This window comes from Lysinibacillus sp. NPDC058147, from assembly GCF_042884205.1.
Taxonomy (GTDB): Bacteria; Bacillota; Bacilli; order Bacillales_A; family Planococcaceae; genus Lysinibacillus.
The window spans coordinates 650,310-671,389 of sequence record NZ_JBHVUJ010000003.1 but is presented as its reverse complement, the minus strand read 5'-3'; the positions used below and the strand labels follow the sequence as shown (position 1 = coordinate 671,389).

General features: G+C 38.4%; 17 protein-coding genes. 11 read left to right on the top strand and 6 right to left on the bottom strand.

Translation table 11 applies throughout. The features are described 5' to 3' along the window. Together ACFVT8_RS12690 and ACFVT8_RS12685 are read right to left on the bottom strand one after the other, a co-directional pair. Nucleotides 1-1,006: IS3 family transposase (locus ACFVT8_RS12690; protein ID WP_387081456.1), on the bottom strand; the 1,006-nt coding region annotated here is incomplete at its 3' end. Further along, nucleotides 892-1,455, bottom strand: coding sequence for a helix-turn-helix domain-containing protein (locus ACFVT8_RS12685; protein ID WP_387079453.1), 564 nt, complete (start codon nt 1,453-1,455; stop codon nt 892-894). The genes ACFVT8_RS12690 and ACFVT8_RS12685, both read right to left, overlap by 115 nt. Before the next feature lie 242 nt (nt 1,456-1,697). On the opposite strand from ACFVT8_RS12685, the gene ACFVT8_RS12680 reads away from it, so the two are divergent. The 3 genes from ACFVT8_RS12680 to ACFVT8_RS12670 all read left to right on the top strand — a co-directional run bounded on the left by ACFVT8_RS12680 (nt 1,698) and on the right by ACFVT8_RS12670 (nt 5,084). Next, a complete protein-coding gene (locus ACFVT8_RS12680) occupies nt 1,698-3,275 on the top strand; it encodes a flagellin N-terminal helical domain-containing protein (protein ID WP_387079455.1) in 1,578 nt (525 codons plus the stop codon). Between the two features lie 388 nt (nt 3,276-3,663). Further along, nucleotides 3,664-4,845 carry a PDZ domain-containing protein gene (locus ACFVT8_RS12675; RefSeq protein WP_387079457.1) on the top strand — a complete coding sequence of 394 codons (1,182 nt, stop codon included), beginning with the start codon at nt 3,664-3,666 and terminating at the stop codon, nt 4,843-4,845. Next, a complete protein-coding gene (locus ACFVT8_RS12670; protein ID WP_387081457.1) occupies nt 4,845-5,084 on the top strand; it encodes a DUF2198 family protein in 240 nt (79 codons plus the stop codon). The genes ACFVT8_RS12675 and ACFVT8_RS12670 overlap by 1 nt, the downstream gene beginning before the upstream one ends. A 52-nt stretch (nt 5,085-5,136) precedes the next feature. On the opposite strand, the gene ACFVT8_RS12665 is transcribed toward ACFVT8_RS12670, so the two are convergent. Together ACFVT8_RS12665 and ACFVT8_RS12660 are read right to left on the bottom strand one after the other, a co-directional pair. Further along, nucleotides 5,137-5,463 carry an AzlD domain-containing protein gene (locus ACFVT8_RS12665; protein ID WP_387079459.1) on the bottom strand — a complete coding sequence of 109 codons (327 nt, stop codon included), beginning with the start codon at nt 5,461-5,463 and terminating at the stop codon, nt 5,137-5,139. Beyond that, the gene (locus ACFVT8_RS12660; RefSeq protein ID WP_387079461.1) at nt 5,460-6,191 is read right to left on the bottom strand and encodes an AzlC family ABC transporter permease; all 732 of its coding nucleotides are present in this window, start codon (nt 6,189-6,191) and stop codon (nt 5,460-5,462) included. Before ACFVT8_RS12660 ends, ACFVT8_RS12665 begins: the two co-directional genes overlap by 4 nt. Nucleotides 6,192-6,315: 124 nt before the next feature. On the opposite strand from ACFVT8_RS12660, the gene ACFVT8_RS12655 reads away from it, so the two are divergent. Next, nucleotides 6,316-6,867 (top strand): helix-turn-helix domain-containing protein, encoded by a 552-nt coding sequence (locus ACFVT8_RS12655; protein ID WP_387079462.1) that lies wholly within the window; start codon nt 6,316-6,318, stop codon nt 6,865-6,867. 11 nt (nt 6,868-6,878) lie between these two features. Further along, nucleotides 6,879-7,508 carry a TVP38/TMEM64 family protein gene (locus tag ACFVT8_RS12650; protein ID WP_387079464.1) on the top strand — a complete coding sequence of 210 codons (630 nt, stop codon included), beginning with the start codon at nt 6,879-6,881 and terminating at the stop codon, nt 7,506-7,508. A 153-nt stretch (nt 7,509-7,661) separates the two neighbouring features. Here the strand turns inward: ACFVT8_RS12650 and ACFVT8_RS12645 are convergent, their stop codons facing one another. Continuing rightward, nucleotides 7,662-7,958 carry a hypothetical protein gene (locus ACFVT8_RS12645; protein WP_387079465.1) on the bottom strand — a complete coding sequence of 99 codons (297 nt, stop codon included), beginning with the start codon at nt 7,956-7,958 and terminating at the stop codon, nt 7,662-7,664. On the opposite strand from ACFVT8_RS12645, the gene addB reads away from it, so the two are divergent. From addB to ACFVT8_RS12620, 5 genes are all read left to right on the top strand, one after another. Then, complete coding sequence (addB, locus tag ACFVT8_RS12640; RefSeq protein WP_387079466.1) at nt 7,912-11,421, top strand: helicase-exonuclease AddAB subunit AddB; 3,510 nt, start codon at nt 7,912-7,914, stop codon at nt 11,419-11,421. The two genes, ACFVT8_RS12645 and addB, sit on opposite strands and share 47 nt — an antisense overlap. A 1-nt stretch (nt 11,422) precedes the next feature. Further along, a complete protein-coding gene (addA, locus tag ACFVT8_RS12635; protein WP_387079467.1) occupies nt 11,423-15,139 on the top strand; it encodes a helicase-exonuclease AddAB subunit AddA in 3,717 nt (1,238 codons plus the stop codon). A gap of 94 nt (nt 15,140-15,233) precedes the next feature. Then, entirely contained in the window at nt 15,234-16,400 is a 1,167-nt protein-coding gene (locus ACFVT8_RS12630; RefSeq protein ID WP_387079468.1) for a DUF418 domain-containing protein, read from the top strand. A 348-nt stretch (nt 16,401-16,748) separates the two neighbouring features. Then, on the top strand, nt 16,749-17,651 hold the full coding sequence (locus tag ACFVT8_RS12625) for a fumarylacetoacetate hydrolase family protein (RefSeq protein WP_387079470.1): 903 nt from the start codon (nt 16,749-16,751) through the stop codon (nt 17,649-17,651). Nucleotides 17,652-17,914: 263 nt separating this feature from the next. Then, nucleotides 17,915-18,280, top strand: a complete 366-nt coding sequence (locus tag ACFVT8_RS12620) for a YisL family protein (RefSeq protein WP_387079472.1) — start codon at nt 17,915-17,917, stop codon at nt 18,278-18,280. Nucleotides 18,281-18,307: 27 nt separating this feature from the next. Here the strand turns inward: ACFVT8_RS12620 and ACFVT8_RS12615 are convergent, their stop codons facing one another. After that, nucleotides 18,308-19,363, bottom strand: coding sequence for a hypothetical protein (locus tag ACFVT8_RS12615; protein WP_387079474.1), 1,056 nt, complete (start codon nt 19,361-19,363; stop codon nt 18,308-18,310). A 170-nt stretch (nt 19,364-19,533) separates the two neighbouring features. Between ACFVT8_RS12615 and ACFVT8_RS12610 the strand changes: the two genes are divergently transcribed. After that, on the top strand, nt 19,534-21,003 hold the full coding sequence (locus ACFVT8_RS12610) for an alpha-amylase family glycosyl hydrolase (protein WP_387079476.1): 1,470 nt from the start codon (nt 19,534-19,536) through the stop codon (nt 21,001-21,003). Nucleotides 21,004-21,080: the final 77 nt, after the last annotated feature.

Below are 21,080 nucleotides of genomic sequence, written 5' to 3'. Positions count from 1 at the left end.
TAGGGCGTTTCCTGTTCAAAATTTGAACAAGAAGCGCCCTATCTTTCTCTAAAACGAATTTATTTATAAAAAACGCAAGTTTTTCAGTGCCCTCGTATTTTACTGGACTCATGCCAGCCAGTTTTTGTTTAATACGTTCATTGTTATAGTAGTCGATATACCGTTCGATTTTCTTCTTCAATTCTTCATACGAGATTAATACTTCACCGTAATACATCTCTTGTTTGAGTATGCCAAAGAAGTTTTCCATCGCCGCATTGTTTGCACACGTTGCTTTGCGAGACATGCTTTGGAAAATCTTGTTTTGTCGTAATGTTTTCACCCATGAATTGTGTTGATAATGCCAACCTTGATCCGAATGAATAGTTGCACGGTATGTAGCTCGGTTCTGAATGATTGGCAGAACTTGATGTAGCGATTCTAATACGAAATCTAATGTTGGACGTTTGGACATACTAAACCCAATAATTTCGCTATTATAGAGATCCATAATTGGACTTAAATAAAGCTTTTCATCTTCTGTACACTTGAATTCCGTTACGTCTGTCACAAGTTTGTGTAAAGCGTTTGTCGTATTGAAACGGCGGTTTAATCGATTATTTGCGACTTTTCCTACCTTGCCCTTGTACGATTTATAACGAGATTTACGAACGAATTTCACACACTTTAAACCCAATTCCTTCATGATTCGCTGTACTTTTTTGTGATTGATGACGTATCCTTGCGCTTTTAATTCCGCATGGATTCGGCGATAACCATATCTACCTTTTTGCTTATCAAATAGCGCTAAAACCAACGTTTTCCACTCTTGATTGGGATCTTCATTTTTTAACTGTTGAATATGGTAATGATATGTTGCTTCAGGGATTCCAATGATTCTCAATACATCTTTCAATCGGAACCCTTCTTCTTTGAGTTCGAACGCCAACGCTGCTTGTGCTTTTCGAGGAAGGCATCTGGATTCGCCTCGAAAGCTTCTAACTTTTTTAAGTACGCGATCTCTAATCGGAGAAGCTCATTTTCACGTTCTAGTTGTTCTTCACGAGACATTGTATTTGGTTGTTTGACAGGTTTATTTTTAGGATTATTAGACATAGGTGGCTGTCCCTTCGCTTTTTCTTGCAGGCCTTCTATCCCTTCCTTCAAAAATTTACTGTTCCAGTTCGCTATTAACGTTGGATTATTCATGTTAAATTTAATCGCTGTATCTTGATAAGAAGCACCTGTTTGTTTCATAAAGTGTAATACATCGAGCTTGAATTGAATAGAGTAAGCCTGTTTTGTTACTTTTCTACGTAATCCAATCTCTCCAAATTCTTTGTACGCACAGACCCAACGCTTTATTTGCGAATAAGTAGGTATGTTATGTTTTTCCGCTAATAATTTATAACCTAAAGGACCTTTCATATATTCATTAACCACATTTATTTTGAATTCTTCACTGTATTTCGCCATATAAAAACACCCCTAAAGTTAGATTTTTGACTCTAACTTTAGGGGTGCAGGACCGTTTAGTAGATTAAATCTGTCTTTTAGTTTTAACAGCAACAATCTTTGAGAAAACAGCCTAAACATAAAAGCTACAACCCATTCATAAAGAGGTTGTGTAAAAATCCATCATTGTTATACAATTTAATAATTGTTTAATATTGGGTTTAAATGATATAATATATCTACTTACTTCCAGGAGAAAAGATATGATAATTCAAAACAATAAAGGTCTATTTGCTTATAACCGATATAATCAAACGAATACAGAACTAAATAAAACTCTTAATAAATTATCTTCTGGGTATCAGATTAATAAAGCTGCTGATAATGCCGCTGGACTTGGGATAAGCGAAAAGATGAAAGGCCAAATTCGAGGTCTCGAACAAGCTGAGCAAAATGGGTTAGCTGGTATATCACTTATTCAAACTGCTGAATCAGGACTTGCACAAATTCAAAATCCAAATTTACTACGTATGCGTGAACTAGCGATCCAAGCATGTAACGATACATTAACAGATGAAGATCGAGCACTTATTCAACAAGAAATAGATGCAATAAAAAAAGGTATTAACGACATAGCAAATAACACTGAATTCAATACGATTCACCCTTTACGACAAGAGAAGTTAGCGGGCAACATCGAATTTGAAGAAGCCGATAATTATGTAATGAATAAATATCTTGCTCTAAATGTTGCCCCAGATGGTAGCTTTGATTTGCGTACAAATCAAGGGTATCCAGGTACTGAAAATGATGATAATAAAGTTTTAATTTATGGAGCTGGTCAAGGAACAACCCAGCCCTCTCTATTATTAAATGGAAGTTCTGGCTCTTTAAAAGCAAATATTTTGTATCCTACTACTTTATCGAATGGCACATTTAAAACCGTTTATTCCATTAATAATATACAAGTCACACAATATGTAAGATTAAAAGATGATCAATTTGAATTTAAATATCATATTGAAAACACGAGTAACGATTCGCAAAACGTCGGATTCTATTTTCACATGGATACAATGCTAGACAATGATGATAAAGCACCTTTTATCGTCAATGATCAACAGTTGGTAAGTGAAAAATCTTATGTGGCAGAAAATGTCCCAAATTCATTTGAAGTATTTAATAATAGTGGAAATGCTGAGTTAAAAGCTAAAGGAACAATTATAGGGAAAAATATCATACAATCTCCAGACGAATTCCGTGTTGGACAATATTCAAGTATAAAATCGCCAACTTGGACAGAAAACAATCTTGATGTAGGAGACAGCGGTTATGCATTAAAATGGAATGAACGTGCTCTTGCACCAGGTGATTCTTTTGAAGTTAATACGTTTTACGGTTTAGGTATGCCACCATCTGTAACCGAAAGTACTTGGACACCTGATCCGGATCATTTGATATTACAAGTTGGACCAAATGCAGGACACCATTTTAAAGTTGTATTAACAGATGCACGAACAACTTCCCTTGGCATTAATGAACTGAATGTATTAACACGTGAAAATGTTGAAAGATCACTTGCCTACATTGATAAGGCCAGTTTTTATGTATCAAATGAGCGTTCAAAATATGGTGCTTATCAAAATGCATTAGAACATATTTTAAATAATGTTAGTAACGCCAAAGAAAATCTAACTTCTGCAGAGTCTAAATTACGTGATACGGATATGGCAAAAGAGATTTCTAAATTACAAAAAGATCAAATTTTGCTACAATCTTCTCAATCTATGATGGCTCAAATTAATCAAATGAGCCAAGGGGTTTTAGAACTTCTTAAATAAACTAGTTTGTGATCCCTTTTCAGGATTCTCTATTGTGTAATACTTCATCAAAGAAAAAAGCAATTAAATAAAAATTCGATTAAAGGCTGAAATATACAAATATAAACTGTATATAGTTTAGCCTTTTCTATTTAAAATGATGGAATCCTCATGTTCCTAAAACTAAATAAACAGCCAATGCTACATCTGTAGCTGATATTAGCGTCTTATAATTATTTCAAGTAAATAAAAATAAAACTACACACCTGTTAAATTTAATCTATGACATCCAGTGAATACGATAAAAAAATAAGAATAAAAAGCTTTCTACTAGATTGTACTACGCAAGAGTGTAGACGTTTGATACAATAAAATCATAGTATTCAAGATAGAAACGGCGGGTGTTCGTATGGTTAGTGATATATTAATAGAAATTGTAACAGCGATTGGCCGCTTTTTAATCAACCCTTTAATGTATATCGCAATTTTATTTGCGGTTTTATTAGGTTATAGTCGTGTAAAGCAGGAGCGTAAGTTTTTTAATAGACGTATTATTTGGGGTTGGACAGAGCTAATTGGTCAATGGAAAAATGGTTGGCTAAATGCCCTCCTCATTTCATTAATAAGTGTTGGTTTAGGTTTAACAGTGCCTAAAGCTTTTTTAATGATTTTAATCGCTATTTCTGCGTTGGCACTAGTATTGTTCTTCATTAATGCACTTTCACCTATTTATACGATGGGGCTTGCAACACTAGCAATGTGGCTGATGTACCATTATAATTGGACATTTTCTTGGTGGAAAATTTCTTTAGAAGGTGCAAATTTATTAGATGGTACCATTATAACGATTACGATTTTAACAGGTCTATGTGTAATTGCTGAGGGCATATTAATTCGTCGAACAGCAATGAAGGTAACGACACCGCGGATTGAAAAGACGAAGCGAGGTATGCAAGCAATTGTCTACCGTTCAAGAAATATATGGGTATTGCCAATTTTCTTTGTAATACCTGGTACTGTTATTCCGGTTGATTTTCCATATTGGCCACAATTTACATTAGGGGAGAGTACCTTTGCACTCGTACTATTTCCCCTTGTAATAGGCTTTTCAAAGCTTACTAGAAAAGAATTACCAGCTTTAAGATTGGCAAAAATCGGCCGATCCGTGCTAATACTTGGACAGTTAATTATAATTGGTGGACTCGCAGCAGCTTTGGAGCCATTCATCGGCCTTATCACGTTGGCAATTGGTGTAGTGATTCGTATTATTATTTCAGTCTTCTATGCACTGCAAGATAAAACGGATATTTATGCGGTTGCACCAAGTTCGAAGGGTGCTATTATTGCGGCGGTCTTACCTGATTCACCAGCTGAAAAAATGGGATTACTGGCAGGGGAATGTATTCGTAAAGTAAACGGTCAGGCAATTTTTACTGAAAATGATTTATATGAGGCTTTGCAATTAAATGCTGCTCATTGTCGTCTAGAAGTAGTAGATCGTAACAATGAAATACGTTTAACACAGCATGTTATCTATAGCAATGATCATTATCGTATTGGATTATTACTAGCTGAGCCGAGGGATATATGATGGATGTTTTCGGGAAAATGATGTTAGCGTTATTTTTACCAGCATTACTCGTATTATTGTTTACTAGAATTACGTATAATCGGTATGTTGCCTTAATATTGGCAATTGCGCTTATTGCGGCCTCTGTTTATGCAGGTTATACTTCGCCACCTACTATATTCGTAATCGATGCATTTTCGTTAACAGTAGGCTTTTGGCTAGCAAGTAAAATGAAAAAAAACAAAGGTGATTTTAATTAATATAAAAGGTCAGTCCAAAGTGATAGCTTTCTCACTTTTAAGACTGACCTTTTTACATGAAAAATCTTACGGCTGCCATAATGATAACTCCTGCTACAACTGTAATAGATAAGCTTTTTGTAACAAGTGCAATCATAAGTGTTGGCACAAATGTAATAAATACAGGCCAATTGAGTGTAACGATGTTTCCGTTATCTGTATCCAATAAGTTTTCGATGACAAGAGCACTCAAAATACAAACTGGGATAAAGCTTAGCCATTTTAATACAACCTCTGGTAGCTGCACATTTCGGACGAAAATAAAAGGAATAACACGTGGTAGCCAGGTTACAAGTGCACAGCCAATGATGAGCAATACCATAGTAGCAGTTGTCGTCATTTATCTGTCACCACCCCTATAGTTGCTACAATAACTGTTGAAAGAAGAACAGCTACATGCGAAGGGACAATATAAGAAAGAACATACATAATGACAACCATATAGCCGATTAACATAAGATAATGCATTATTTTACTTTTACCTACACTGCTAAGCTGAAGAACAAGAAGTGCCACAAACATAGCAATCAATGCGAAATCTAAGCCCCATTTTTCAGGATTTGCTACCCATTGACCTAAATATGCGCCAGCTACACAAGAAAGAATCCAAAATGAGTAAGCAGTTATATTCAGCCCATCCATCCATTTGCCATGTAGCTTACCTGTTTGCATTTGCTTTGTAACAGCTACACCAAATGTTTCGTCCGTCAATAATGTGCCGAAGCCAATATTTCTTAGCATGGAATAATGTGTGAAATGGGGAGCTATTGTTAAACTCATTAATAAATGGCGTAGATTTACAACAAAAATGGTTACAATAATAGCAGAAGCAGGGCTATTTGTTAAAAGAAGTGCACAAAAGATAAATTGTGCGGAGCCTGCATAGATGAGTATCGTTAAAAGCGCAATTTCGAGTACAGATAATCCTGAAGCGGAACCTACAACGCCAAAAGCGAGTCCTATGCTAATATAACCGAGTAAAGTGGGAACACAATCTTTAACGCCTTGTAAAAAGCTATCATCTGGTGTGTTTGTTGTTTCATTCTGAAAATCTGTTGTACTTGTCATAAAAAGATCATCCTTTCTTAAAAGTTTCCATGTATACTAATGATGAAATAGTCTGATAGTTATCGGTGTTTATTAAAGTATACATATGTCTTATAAAATAAACAATAGAAATTGGTGAATAAAAATGGAGCAAATGAGCCGAAATTTAGCATTTCAATTAAAAAAGATCCGGCAACAACGTCATTTAAGTTTAGACGATGTTGCCAAAGCTACAGGAGTAAGTAAAGCACAACTTGCACAAATTGAAAAAGGGGAATCCAATCCTACAGTATCAACGATTTGGAAAATTGCTGCGGGTATGCGCACTTCATTTTCTTCGTTATTACAATCACCAACAGCACACTTCATGAAATATAGTAGTAAAAATGCGCCACGTGTAGATGAAGATGAAGGGCGATATCGTGTGTATTCCATTATCCCTTATAGTCCAGATCGTGGCTGGGAACTCTATAGGGTAGAAATGGAGCCTGGTGCTTTAAGTAGAAGTGAAGCCCACACAGAAGGGGTAGAGGAAACTGTGACTGTAATCCAAGGACAGGCCATTATTTCTGCTGGGGAGATGCATGAATTACTAGAAGAAGGGGATACACTAGTATTCTCAGGACATCAGCCACATGAGTATAAAAGTACGTCGGAAAAATTAACGATTTTACATTTAATTTTGCAATATAAATAGAGGTGTCGATTTTGAGTGAATGGTTTACTGTAGACAATATTGAGCATATTGCGGCACAATATCGAACGCTTGGCCCGGTCATTGGTTTCTTATTAACGTTTGTAGAGGCGTTTTTTCCATTTTTACCTTTAGTCGTGTTCGTTGTCGCTAATGCGACCGCATTTGGTTTATGGTTAGGTTTTGTATTATCCTGGCTAGGATCTGTAGCTGGTTCATATGCAGTATTTTTACTTGTCCGACATTTTGGCAAGCATCGAAAGCTTCGATTTGTAACAGGCAGTAAAAAAGTAGAGAAGCTAATTAAATGGGTGGATATGAATGGTATTAGTCCTCTGTTCGTGTTACTTTGTTTTCCTTTTACACCCTCAATTATTGTCAACATTGTAGCGGGGCTATCTCATATTCATAAAAAGTATTATTTTGTGGTGTTATTGGCTGGAAAGTTCATTATGATTTTAGGAATGAGCGTGCTTGGTTATGATTTAAAGTCGCTCTTAACAAGCCCTGTAAGACTGATTATTGCGGCTGTTGCGATTGTCTTGCTTTGGTGGGTCGGCAAGTTTATGGAGAAACGATTAAATGCGCGTGTAGAGAAAGACTTAAAACATGCGAGAAAATTGACGAAAAACCATCAACGTTGAAAGTTGAATATGCACATCTTACCCCTTTTATCATGTAAAATGAGAGAAGGGGTTTTTTATCTTCATTCATAAAGGTAATGCAATGCTCGGGTAACGTGGAGCAAAGCTTAGATAAAACATTATAATGCACAGTTAGAGTAGAGAAGGCTTGGATCAATAGAAAAACTGCTCAGGTGGGGCCGCAAAGTGATCAGGTCGATGAGAAAACTGCTCGGGTGGAATAGCAAAGTGATCAGGTCGAAGCGAAAACTGCTCAGGTGGGTTCGTAAAGTGATCAGGTCGATGAGAAAACTGCTCGGGTGGAATAGCAAAGTGATCAGCTTTAAGAAATAGCCACCATGTTGAGTAGCAAAGCCCTACGACTAACATTTTAAATAAATTATTAACAGGAGGAGAAAAGTACATGACATTGCGTATTGTATCAGGACGTTCAGGAACGGGTAAATCCACGTTTATTCATCAAGAGATTGTCGAGCAACTAAAAACAGATCCGTTAGGTCATCCAATTTTTGTGATTGTGCCTGACCAAATGTCTTATTCAACGGAGTATGAGCTTACGAATAAGCATGGCTTGCAAGGCTTAATCCGTGCGCAGGTCATGACATTTAAACGATTAGCATGGCTAGTATTACAGGAAACGGGCGGTATTGCTCGAAAAGAAGTAAATGGCTATGGCTATCGAATGCTTATCCGCAAACTTTTAGAAGAACAAAAAAGTGAGTTTTCATTATTTCGACAAGCTGCTGGGAAACGAGGCTTTACGGAGGAAATTGAAACGCTATTACGAGAGTTTAGTCGTTATAGTGTAAATAGTTCTGTGTTAGCTGAAGTGACGGCATCTTTGCAGGCCATTGATGCGCCTAATACATTGCAAGCGAAGACGAATGATTTACAAGTAGTTTTACAAGCTTTGGAGGAACGCCTTGGTACGACATATGTCGATAGTGAGGGGTATTATCCGATTTTAACCGAGCAACTAAAATACTCTGAGACGATGAAGCAGGCGTCCATTTATATTGATGGTTTTACAGCATTTACTGTAAGAGAATTAGAGCTTGTAAAAGAGTTATTGAAGGTGACAAAACAGGTAACAGTAGTTCTTCCCTTTAATCATATCGAAGAAGTTTATGATGAACAGTCTCTATTCCATGAAGCCGCTTCAACGAACCAACGTTTACACGATATTGCATATGAAGAAGGCATTGAAGTTGATGCACCATTGCACTTCTACAATACGCATCGTTTTCAATCCAATGATTTACAACATATGGAAAAATATTTTGCTGATATGGTGCCTCAAACGAAAGAAACGTCAGGCGATGTAATGGTACTTGAAGCATCAAATCGACGTGCAGAGATACATGCCATTGCCCGGGAAATAACAAAGCTGACAAGAGAGAAGGGGTATCGTTATCAAGATATAGTACTTCTTTATAGACAAGCAGAAGTCTATGATCCGCTTATTTCAACAATTTTCCAGCAATATGAAATTCCTATTTTTACAAATACAAAAAAGACGATGCTGCATCATCCTTTAATTGAACTTAGTCGATCTGCTTTAGAGGTTATAACTTCTAATTGGAGATATGAACCGGTTTTTCGTAGTGTGAAAACAGACCTGTTTTTCCCGTTACATGCTGAGCTAAATGTTTGGCGAGAGCGTGCGGATCGTTTAGAAAATTACTGTTTAGCACAGGGCGTCTTTGGTGAGCGCTGGTTTGAGGAAGCTCGATGGTTTTTCAAAAAGTATCGTGGACTTGAATTCCATTCACGCGTGCAAACAGACGAAGAACGTGCCATGCAGGGAGAAATCGAGGCTATTCGCGACGAAATTCGTCAGCCACTTAAATCATTACAGGACAAGCTGGAAGTGGCGACAACAGGTAGAGATGTAGCGACAGCTTTATTTGAATTGATTGAGAGTTTAAATGTTTATGAAAAACTTCAAGCTATGAAAGACCGTGAACTTGATCGAGGTGATGCCTTAGGTGCAAGTGAGCATGATCAAGCGTGGAAAGAATGGATTGCAGTGCTCGATCAGTTTGTTTATATGTTTGGTGAGCAGAAAATGTCCGTGGAGGAAGCGGCAAAAATTTTAGATGAGGGCTTTGATACATTAGAATTTTCGCGTATCCCTCCTACATTAGATGAGGTCATGGTAGCGACAGTTGATTTAGCTCGTTTATCGCATATAAAGGTCGCTTTTGTTTTAGGAATGAATGACGGAGTATATCCAACTCGTATGGATTATGAAGGATTGCTGTCAGATACCGAGCGTGAATGGTTTAGTCAAATTGGTTATGAGCTTGCGCCAACATCTAAAAATCGTTTACTACAAGAAAATTTCTTGCTATATCGTGCTTTAACGACGCCATCCGATAAATTATATATGTCCTATCCAACGGCAGACGAAGAGGGTAAGGCGTTATTGTCCTCACTCTATATAAAGAAAATAATCGGCAATGATAAAACGGCTGGTCTTTTGAATGGTGTCAAGGTCGAGCGAGTCGTCATTGATCCAATTGAATTACTGGATGAAAGTGTTTTGCCATATATACGCCATCCACGTACAGCTTTAGCACATTTAATGGTGCAAAAACGTCAAGCTGAACACAGCCACGAGCTTGCGCCGGAGTGGCTTGCTTTACAAAAATTTTATAAACAGGACCCTTATTGGGCACTTATTTATGAACGAGTTTTACATCCAATTACACATAAAAATGAAGCAGAACCTTTAGAAAACTACATTACTCAGGAATTATATGGCCAAAAGCTAACATCTAGTGTGTCTCGTATTGAGAAATATTTCCGTTGCCCGTTTTCGCATTTTACAACGTATGGGCTTCATCTAGAAGAACGTGCAGAGTACAGACTAGAAACATTTGCAATGGGCGATTTATTCCATGAGGCATTGAAATGGATTACTGAAGAGACACACCGTCTGCAACTATCATGGATACGTTTAACAAAGCAGCAAATTAAACAATTAGCACGTCAAGCCGTTGAGCAAATTGTGCCGGTATTTTCACATCAAATCTTACTATCAAGCGCACGTTATCGCTACATTCAACGCAAGCTTATGCGTATTGTCGAGCGAACAATGACGGCTCTTACGCAGCATGCGAATGTATCCCACTTTAAACCAATTGCCATTGAGGCATCATTTGGACCGGGCCAAAATGAACAGCTACCACCACTTGAAATTGATTTAACAGGTGGTCAGAAAATGTTTATGCGAGGTCGTATTGATAGGGTGGATAGTGCGTCTATTGATGACCGCTCCTATTTACGGATCGTCGATTATAAATCATCAGCTCGTGATTTAGATTTGAATGAGGTTTACCACGGACTATCTCTACAAGTCCTAACGTATTTAGATGTGGCGATGGAAAATTCCTCTTATTGGCTACCGGGTGAGGCGGAGCCAGCCGGGGTTCTTTATGTACATGTCCATAATCCAATGCTAAAGCTTGATAAGGATTTAAGCGACAGTGAAATTGAGGAAGACCGTTTGAAACAATACAAGATGAAAGGTCTTTTGTCCGAAAATGCGGAGGCCATTTTATCGATGGACGAGCAATTAGAGGAATCGAGTGGGCATTCAAAAGTTATTCCTGTCTATATGAAGAAAGATGGGACACCGTCAGAATCTCAGTCGCGTATTGTACCTGTTAATGATATGAAAAATCTACAGCATTTTGTACGGCGCAAGCATCAAGAGGCTGGTGATGGAATTTTAGCAGGGGATACGTCCATTAGTCCTTATAAACTTAAAACAAAAACAGCATGTGACTACTGTCAATTTACAGCTGTTTGTCAATTTGACCCATCTGATGGCAAGCAAAGCTATCGTCAGTTACAGCAAGCAAAACCGAATGATATCGTGGAGAAAATTCGGAAGGAGATGAAGTAAGTTGGTACAAAAAATACCTGAAAAGCCAGCGGAAGTAACATGGACTGACGACCAGTGGAAGGCCATCTATGCAAGCGGTCAGGATACACTTGTATCGGCTGCGGCAGGCTCTGGTAAAACGGCAGTACTAATTAATCGCATGATTGAAAAAGTAGTTGCAACAGAAAACCCTATCAATGTCGACGAGTTACTTGTCGTAACATTTACCAATGCATCCGCTGCTGAGATGCGTCACCGTATGGCGGAGGCACTTGAAAAGGCTATTGCAGAAAATCCAACTTCCAACCATTTGCGACGCCAACTAAGCCTTGTCAATAAAGCACAAATTTCAACGCTGCATTCCTTCTGTTTAGCCATTGTTAAGCAGTATGCCTATATGTTAGATATTGACCCAGGCTTTCGTATAGCGAATGAGGCGGAGGTTGCGTTGTTAAGGGACGATATATTAGCAGAAGTATTAGAAGATGCTTACGATTCTGAGGATGAGGCTCAAGTTCAAGCAATCTATCGTCTTGTTGATAGCTTTACGTCGGATCGAGATGATCAGGCTATCGAAACATTAATAAGTAAGCTTTATGATACGTCTCGTGTCCATGCAGAGCCTCAAAAATGGCTTCGTAGTCTACCAAAGACATATGACTTAGCAGCGGACGTAACAATTGATGATTTAGAGCTGTCGAAATATGTGAAGTTAACAGTCAAGCATAGTCTTGATGAGGCATTCGTCTTAATTTCTGAAATGCGTGCCATTACGCTACAGCCCGAGGGACCTGCACCATATGCTGAAACTGCAGAAATGGATTTTGCCATGATTCAGGAAGGCATTCGCATTAGTCGTGAAGGAACGTGGCAGGAACTCTTTGATTATTTTGGTACGGTGAAATGGTCAACGTTAAAGCGTGTATCAAAGGATGCTTTAGTGGATGTGGAGCTACAGGAGCTTGCCAAGAAAAAACGCGAGGCAGCTAAAAAAATTGTGAACAAGCTGAAAGAGACTTATTTCGTTCGTACTCCCGCACGCTTACTTGAAGAAATACGATTAATGGGTCCGACGATCGGAACATTGGTTGAATTAACAAATGTTTTTAGTGAACAGTTCCGCATGGCGAAGTTAGAACGAGGAATTATTGATTTCTCGGATTTAGAGCATTTTGCATTGCAAATTTTAACTGTAGAAGTTGAAGGTGAATTACAGTCTTCACCTGTTGCACTAGATTTGAAACAACGTTTTAAAGAAGTACTTGTTGATGAATACCAAGATACAAATATGCTTCAAGAAACAATATTGCAGCTTGTGAAAACAGGTAGTGAACAAGATGGAAATCTTTTTATGGTTGGGGACGTGAAGCAAAGTATTTACCGTTTCCGTCTAGCAGAACCAAAGCTTTTTATGCGCAAGTATAGTGAGTTTCTAGAAGCCCCAGATTTGACGGGAATGCGTATAGATTTAAACGCTAACTTCCGTAGTCGAAAAGAAGTGTTGAACGCTACAAACTATGTATTTGCACAAATTATGGGTGAGCGTGTTGGAGAAATTCTTTATGATGAAAATGCTTCACTAAAACCAGCAGCACCGTATGATGACAAAGAAGTTCCGGTAGAGCTAGTCATCATGCATCCTCCCGAGGAAGAGGCGTTGGACGAAGAGGCGGAAGACATTGCAAGCGATGCCTCTGAACTAGAGGAATTAAAAAAATCACAGTATGAGGCACGTTTTATCATTGAGCGTATTCGGCAGATGATGGAGGATGGAACAACCGTATTTGATACAAAAACGAAGACAGAGCGTCCATTAAAATATAGTGATATTGTGATTTTAATGCGTTCAATGACATGGTCAACAGATTTAGTTGAGGAATTTAAGCTTGCGGGAATCCCTCTTTATGCGGAGTCATCCAAAGGATATTTTGATGCGCTTGAAGTCATGATTATGCTAAATGTATTAAAGGTTGTCGATAATCCATATCAAGATATTCCTTTAGCTTCAGTGCTACGTGCTCCATTTGTTGGCTTAACTGAAAATGAGCTAGCAAAAATAAGGTTAGCAGATAAAAAAGCGCCATTTTATGATGCATTAAGGCAATTTATTCGAAGTGATGGACATGGTGTGCATTCTGACACTTTTGTGAAGCTTCAACGATTTATGCTGGCATTTGAAAACTGGCGAGATTTAGCTCGACGTGGTTCACTGTCAGATCTAATTTGGAAAATTTATTTAGACACGCATTATTATGAGATGGTTGGAGCGATGCCGAATGGTAAGCAACGTCAGGCCAACTTACGTATTTTACATGACCGTGCTTTAATGTATGAGAAAACAGCCTTTCGAGGACTATTTCGTTTTTTACGTTTTATTGATCGCATGCGTACGCGTGGAGATGATTTAGGTACAGCGAAATCTATTGGAGAAAAGGATGACGTCGTCCGTCTTGTGACCATTCACTCTTCAAAAGGGTTAGAGTACCCCGTTGTCTTTGTTGCAGGGATGGGGAGACCGTTTAATAAAATGGATTTCCACAATCCGTATTTATTCGATCAAGATTTTGGCCTTGCAGTGAAGGCAATTGATCCAGAAAACCGTATTACGTATACATCCCTACCATTTTTAGCTCTGAAGGAGAAAAAGGAGCTTGAAATGCGTGCTGAAGAAATGCGTGTATTATACGTAGCAATGACACGTGCGAAGGAGCGGCTTATTTTAGTAGGCTCCGTGAAAAATTGGAGTAAAACGCTCGATAACTGGAAGGATGCACAAAATTTGCCGATGGATGTTCCACTACAGGAATATTTACGCGCGAGAGCTAATAGTTACTTTGATTGGCTTGGACCTGCAGTTGCTAGACACGCAGATTTTGCTTCAATTGCTAACATCTCCTATAAGGCATCTGAAGATGTATCGCATTGGTGGGTACGGGCAATTGAAACAAGTCATTATGCATATGACATACAGGCGTTAGAGAATGAGGTACAGCAATTGCTAGAAACGCCAGAGGATGAATCTTTACTGTCGGAAATTACGATGCGCTTTCAAGCACAGTATGCATTTCAACAATCAACACAAAAACGCTCCAAAACATCTGTTAGTGAAATTAAGCGTATAGAAAATTTACAGCGGCAGGAGGAGCCTGAATATTACTTTTCAGTACCTTCAAAGCAAAAATCGACAACCATTGCGCCCCGACCAGCCTTTTTACAGGACAAACAGCTGACAGGTGCAGAAATAGGAACAGCTGTCCACACAGTCATGCAGCATGTACCTCAAAACGGCTTTACAAATGTACATGAGGTTAAGGAGTTTGTCGCTAATTTAGTGGCAAGACAGCTTCTGACCGAGTCTGAGGGGAAGGTTGTTCCATGGAAAAAAATATATAATTTCTTTACGACAGACATTGGACAACGCTTTAAAAATGCAAAAACAATCCGGCGAGAGCTGCCATTTACGATTAGTAGAGTAGATGAAGATGGCGATGCTCAAATTGTTCAGGGTATTATTGATTGTTTATTTGAGGATGAAAATGGTGAATGGATCTTACTTGATTATAAGACAGACCGTATCCAATCACATTTTGCTGAGGAGCCAGCGCTAACGAAGGAACTCTTAGATCGATATGGTGTCCAGCTCAGAGTTTATAGTGAAGCGATTGAATCTATCCTTCAAATTAAAGTGAGTGATAAGATTCTATATTTATTTGATATTGAACGGGTTATACAAGCATAAGTGAACGCGGTGAAAACAGGGCTATCTGATATAAATATAAGGGAATGAATTTAGAGAGCCCTGTTTTCGCCATATACATAGAGGAGGCTATTTTGTGGAGTTAAAACCGACAATGTTGCAGGAACGTATCGCAACATTAGATATTTTACGTGGTATAAGCTTACTAGGCATTTTACTCGTTAATATGTTTGCCTTTTATTTGCCAATGCCATATATTGATTTGGCATCATGGTTTACAACGCCATCAGATATGGTGTGGCATCAAAATTTAGATATTTATGTACAAAGTAGCTTTTATCCACTGTTTGCCATGTTATTTGGCTATGGACTTGCGATGCAATGGCAAAAAGCACAAAGTCGTGAACAAAATTTTTATACGATAGGACTTCGAAGACTTTCTGTATTATTTGTATTTGGTTTGATACATGCTGTGCTCATTTGGTGGGGCGACATTTTAATGATGTATGCATTTTGCGGCGTTTTTTTATTGCTCTTACTACGTCTTCAACCTATTTGGTTATTGTCAATCGGTATTATGATTAACGGTGTTTTGCAAGCTTTTATGTTATTTGTTGTAGGATATATTAATTTTAATATGAAGATTGATGAGTATTTAGATATTATTTCGGTTGAGAAGGCGATAACTGCTTATGGAACGGGCAGTTGGATGGATGCATTTATGCAACGTTTAACTGATTTATCTGAGCAGACGGGGGTTGGCATGTGGTTTGTGGCGTTATTTACAATTTTACCATTTATGTTAATTGGTGCTGCAGCCTCAAAATGGCGTTTAGTGGAACGAGCGAATGAGCTAAAATGGCTTTGGTTGGCGTTAGCGATAGCTGGTTTAGTAATTGGTATTTTTATTAAGAGCTTACCGATCATGCTTACACGTACGTATTTATTAGACTACTTGAAAGTTTACATAGGTGGTCCAATTTTAGCAGTAGGATACATTGGGCTCGTTGTTTTACTTTGTTTACTTCCGGTTGTACCAAAATTGCTTAGTCCTTTTGCAAAAATGGGGCGCATGTCGTTAACGATGTACATACTTCAATCGATTATTGGAACATGTTTATTTTATCAATTTGGATTTGGTTGGTATGGAAAAGTGAACGTCGCAACAGGTGTGTTAATTGCAGTCAGTATTATTATTGTACAAATGATTGTGGCAGAAATCTGGCTAGCAAAATGGCAACAAGGTCCGTTAGAGGCTTTATGGCGTAAATTAACTTATAAGGCGAAAACTAAAGCAGGCTAATGGTGTGAAGGTGCTTGAATCTCTTGCAAAAAGCGAGCAATCTGCGACGGAAAACAGCCTTCATTTTTAATGTGATGGCAACATAAAGTGAATGAATGCGTCTTGTATAATAAGAATAATTTATTGCGATTTTTCTCATTAAAAAAGTGATTTTGGATGTTACATAGATAAGTTGATTTCCGTTCCGACTGGACGCCCACGGGAAAGCGCCCAGTCGGAACGGAAATCAACCCAAAGTTATGATGAAGATCCAATCGTTTAATAGGAATAAAAATAGTTATCGCAAAAGTAAGGCAATTCCTATAATATTGTTGTATCATGTAGAAAAAAGAAGGAGCTCTGAAAATCATGAAAATTTTATCATTTAAATTAGGTGGACATGTAAGCTTTGGACCAAAAGTAAAAAAAGAAGAAGCGGTATGGGATGTACTCGCTATTCAAAATGAACTTCAAGTTCTCCCTTCTTTTTCAAGTTCAATTGTAGATGGCATTGCTCTAGGCTTTGATTTTGTTGAACAGATTCGTAAATTAGTAGAAGCAGCTGAAAAATCAGATCGCGCTGATAGCTTCAAACATGAATTTACAGCGATCGAGTGGTTATCACCGATTCCACGTACACCAAAAAACATTATGTGTATTGGGAAAAACTATGATGAACATGCTAAAGAAATGGGCGCAGGGGCAGCTCCAACAGATTTAATGGTATTTACAAAATCTCCGACTGCTATTGCTGCTGATGGCCAAACGATATCTATCCATGCTGATCTTTCATCTAAAATGGATTATGAAGGCGAATTAGCGGTTGTCATTGGTAAGCGTGGTAAAAATATTCCGAAAAACTTAGCATACGATTATGTATTTGGCTATACGATTGCCAACGATCTAACAGCTCGTGATTTACAAGAAAAACATAAGCAATTCTTCTTAGGAAAAAGTTTGGAAGGATCTTGTCCACTTGGACCTTACCTTGTAACAAAAGATGAAATTCCGAATCCACAAGAATTAACAGTGGTAACAAAAGTGAACGATGAAGTACGTCAAAACGGCTCAACAAAAGATATGATGTTCACTGTAGAATCATTAGTATCGATTTTATCTCAGCATGTAACATTAGAGCCAGGCGATGTTATTTTAACGGGTACCCCAGCAGGTGTTGGCAAAGGCATGAATCCGCCACAATTCTTAAAAGCTGGGGATACAGTGAAAGTGTCCATTCAAGGCATCGGCACGTTAGTGAATCATTTTGAATAATTTTTCAAATCCGCGTGAGTTTACCTCCGCGGATTTTTAACTTCTTTCAGTAATTTTTTTCTGTAGCGACAGCGGCAAATGTTTTCTGCGCGAAAGCAAAGCGACAGCGGCAAATGTTTTCTGCGCGAAAGCAAAGCGACAGCGGCAATTATGTCGAGCCATAATTGATATATATTACGTGAGCACTATTGTAATGTTTGAAACCCTTTCCATCACATGGTAGGATAGAGTTTGATAGAAAAAGAATATGAGGTGGGACAATAATGGATTTCTTAACTAGCCGAACGGATGCGCATATTACTACTTGGGTAATTGCAATCGTAATCTTTTTAATTGCTGCATTAATGGGCAAGCAGTCAAAAGGCTTACATATGACATTACGTTTATTTTACATTTTAATTATCATCACTGGTGGGGCACTATTCTTTAAATACCAATCTGGTGATCCAATGCTATACGGTATGAAATTCTTAGGCGGTATTTTAGTCATTGGTATGATGGAAATGGTATTAGTTCGTCAAAAGAAAAATAAACCAACTGGCTTGGTGTGGATTTTATTTGCAGTATTCTTATTCATTACATTATTTTTAGGCTTCAAACTGCCAATGGGAATAAATTTCTTGGCATAATTTTGTAAAAGTCGTGAAGTATTCGCTTCACGGCTTTTTATTTTGGGGGAAGATGAATCGCTTAGGTAGTTCAGAAAACTGATCAGGTAAGTTGAAGAAGTGATCGGGTAGTTCAGAAAACTGATCAGGTAAGTTGAAGAAGTGATCGGGTAGTTCAGAAAACTGATCAGGTAAGCCAAAGAAGTGATCAGGTAAGGCGAAGAAGTGATCGGGTAGCCCAGAAAACTGATCAGGTAAGTGGAAAAAGTGATCGGGTAGCCTGGAAAACTGATCAGGTAAGGCGAAGAAGTGATCAGGTAGTCCAGAAAACTGATCAGGTAAGTGGAAGAAGTGATCAGGTAGCCCAGAAAACTGATCAGGTAAGTGGAAGAAGTGATCGGGTAGTCCAGAAAACTGATCAGGTAAGTGGAAGAAGTGATCAGGTAGTCTAGAAAACTGATCAGGTAAGTGGAAGAAGTGATCGGGTAGTCCAGAAAACTGATCAGGTAAGTGGAAGAAGTGATCGTGTAGCCTGGAAAACTGATCAGGTAAGGCGAAGAAGTGATCGGGTAGCCTGGAAAACTGATCAGGTAAGCCAAAGAAGTGATCGGGTAGCCCAGAGAAGTGATCAGGTAAGGCGAAGAAGTGATCGGGTAGCCCAGAGAAGTGATCAGGTAAGGCGAAGAAGTGATCAGGTAGCCTGGAAAACTGATCAGGTAAGGCGAAGAAGTGATCGGGTAGCCTGGAAAACTGATCAGGTAAGGCGAAGAAGTGATCAGGTAGCCTGGAAAACTGATCAGGTAAGGGTGAAGAAGTGATCAGGTAGCCTGGAAAACTGATCGGGTAAGTGGAAGAAGTGATCGGGTAGCCTGGAAAACTGATCAGGTAAGGTGAAGAAGTGATCAGGTAGCCTGGAAAACTGATCGGGTAAGTGGAAGAAGTGATCGGGTAGCCTAGAAAACTGATCAGGTAAGTGGAAGAAGTGATCGTGTAGTCCAGAAAACTGATCAGGTAAGTGGAAGAAGTGATCAGGTAGCCCAGAAAACTGATCAGGTAGTCCAGAAAACTGATCGGGTAAGGCGAAGAAATGCTCTGGTCCCCCAAAAAACTGCTCGGGTCTTCTGACCAAGCAGATGAATATATTTACAGGAGAAGTTGACACCTTTTTGCCGTAATTAATTTTGCATTTTCGGAAAATATTTTGAAATGATAGCGACGTGACTATTTTATTTGGTAAAATGACGATGGGTTGGTTTGAAAGAGAGGGAATAAAAGTGAAATTCAAGAAGTGGATAAGTGCGACAGCTGCATCGCTTTTATTAGCAGCTTCATTAGTGAGTGCTACACCAGTTGCACATGCAGATGAAGCGTCGACAAGAACGATTGCAGAAGAAAGCATCTATGATTTACTCGTTGACCGTTTCTTTAATGGTTCGGGCACTAACGATTTTGATACAAATACGCAAGACCCTACTAAGTTTGCAGGAGGCGATTTTGCAGGCTTACAGGATAAACTAAAATTTATAGGAGAGATGGGCTTTACAATCGTTTCCATTGGCCCGATTTTTGCCACTGAGAAATATGATGGATCGATGCCGACGAGCTACTCTACAATTGAGCGTCATTTTGGGACATCTGAGGAGTTTCAAAGTGTCATCGAGGCCTATAAAGATAAAAATCTATCGATCATGGTTGATTTCCCGCTAAGCAATGTAAGTCCGAATCATGAGTGGGCAAAAGATCCAGCGAAAAAGGATTGGATTGCTTCAACAGATAATGGACAAGTACAGTGGGACTTAACAAACAAAGATGTACAAGAAGCACTTATTAAATCAGCAACAGACTTTGTCTCTACATATGATGTTGGTGGGGTGCGTTTAACAAATATTGCTGGTGCAGATACAGAATTTGTTAATGCAGTGATTAAAGCATTAAAAGATACGAAAAAGTCGCTCTATGTGATTTCTAATGAAGAAAGTGATGCAAACTTCGATGCAAGCATTTCACCTGCTACGGCAGATATTTACCGTAATATATTTAAAAATGTTGATATGGATTCTTCTAAATTGATGGAACCTTTTACAGGTGAGAAACCAACACAGATAATGGTTGATTCGCTGGAAACGCGTCGTTTTACATTTGATTCTGCATCTGAAAATATGTTCCCACCAACGCGTTTAAAAATGGCGATGGGTGCTTTATTTATGATGCCAGGAATTCCAGTTGTGCAATATGGTACAGAAATTGCGATGAACGGGGAAACAAAACCAGATACGGATCAAATATACAACTTTAAAACAGATACTGAATTAATCGACTATATTAAAAATGTTCAATCTTTACGTAATAAATCTGCTACATTACGTAATGGTGATTTTGAATTGATTACAAATGAAAATGGCCTACTTGTATTTACACGTACATCCGATAAAGAGAAATGGGTCATCATGGTTAACAACACTAGTAAAACACAACGCGTGGATTTAACACCTGCTCAACTTGGTGAAGGCAAAATGCTTAATGGGATTTTGCATGAAGAAAAAGTTCGTATTAATGAAAAAGATGTCTATCCGGTTATTTTAGATCGTGAAATGGTAGAGATTTATCAAGTTAGAAATGACGAAGGTTTAAATGTACCTTATATGGTAGCGCTAGGATTAGTATGGGTAATATTCATAGGATTTGTAGTTGCTATTATTAGACGAGGTAAAGTACGACGTAATGAGCAAGATGCTCTAAAATAGAGGGGACTTTTCATCCCTCATTGATTTTACGGGCAGTTCATACAGGATACAATGCTAAACCCCCTCAACACTTTTCA

Excerpts from the sequence above, each read along its gene's own strand:
- ACFVT8_RS12685 (WP_387079453.1), bottom strand. The coding sequence starts at position 1,455 with ATGGCGAAATACAGTGAAGAATTCAAAATAAATGTGGTTAATGAATAT.
- ACFVT8_RS12620 (WP_387079472.1), top strand. The coding sequence starts at position 17,915 with ATGGATTTCTTAACTAGCCGAACGGATGCGCATATTACTACTTGGGTA.
- ACFVT8_RS12655 (WP_387079462.1), top strand. The coding sequence starts at position 6,316 with ATGGAGCAAATGAGCCGAAATTTAGCATTTCAATTAAAAAAGATCCGG.
- ACFVT8_RS12675 (WP_387079457.1), top strand. The coding sequence starts at position 3,664 with ATGGTTAGTGATATATTAATAGAAATTGTAACAGCGATTGGCCGCTTT.
- ACFVT8_RS12665 (WP_387079459.1), bottom strand. The coding sequence starts at position 5,463 with ATGACGACAACTGCTACTATGGTATTGCTCATCATTGGCTGTGCACTT.
- addB (WP_387079466.1), top strand. The coding sequence starts at position 7,912 with ATGACATTGCGTATTGTATCAGGACGTTCAGGAACGGGTAAATCCACG.
- ACFVT8_RS12625 (WP_387079470.1), top strand. The coding sequence starts at position 16,749 with ATGAAAATTTTATCATTTAAATTAGGTGGACATGTAAGCTTTGGACCA.
- ACFVT8_RS12670 (WP_387081457.1), top strand. The coding sequence starts at position 4,845 with ATGGATGTTTTCGGGAAAATGATGTTAGCGTTATTTTTACCAGCATTA.
- ACFVT8_RS12660 (WP_387079461.1), bottom strand. The coding sequence starts at position 6,191 with ATGACAAGTACAACAGATTTTCAGAATGAAACAACAAACACACCAGAT.
- ACFVT8_RS12680 (WP_387079455.1), top strand. The coding sequence starts at position 1,698 with ATGATAATTCAAAACAATAAAGGTCTATTTGCTTATAACCGATATAAT.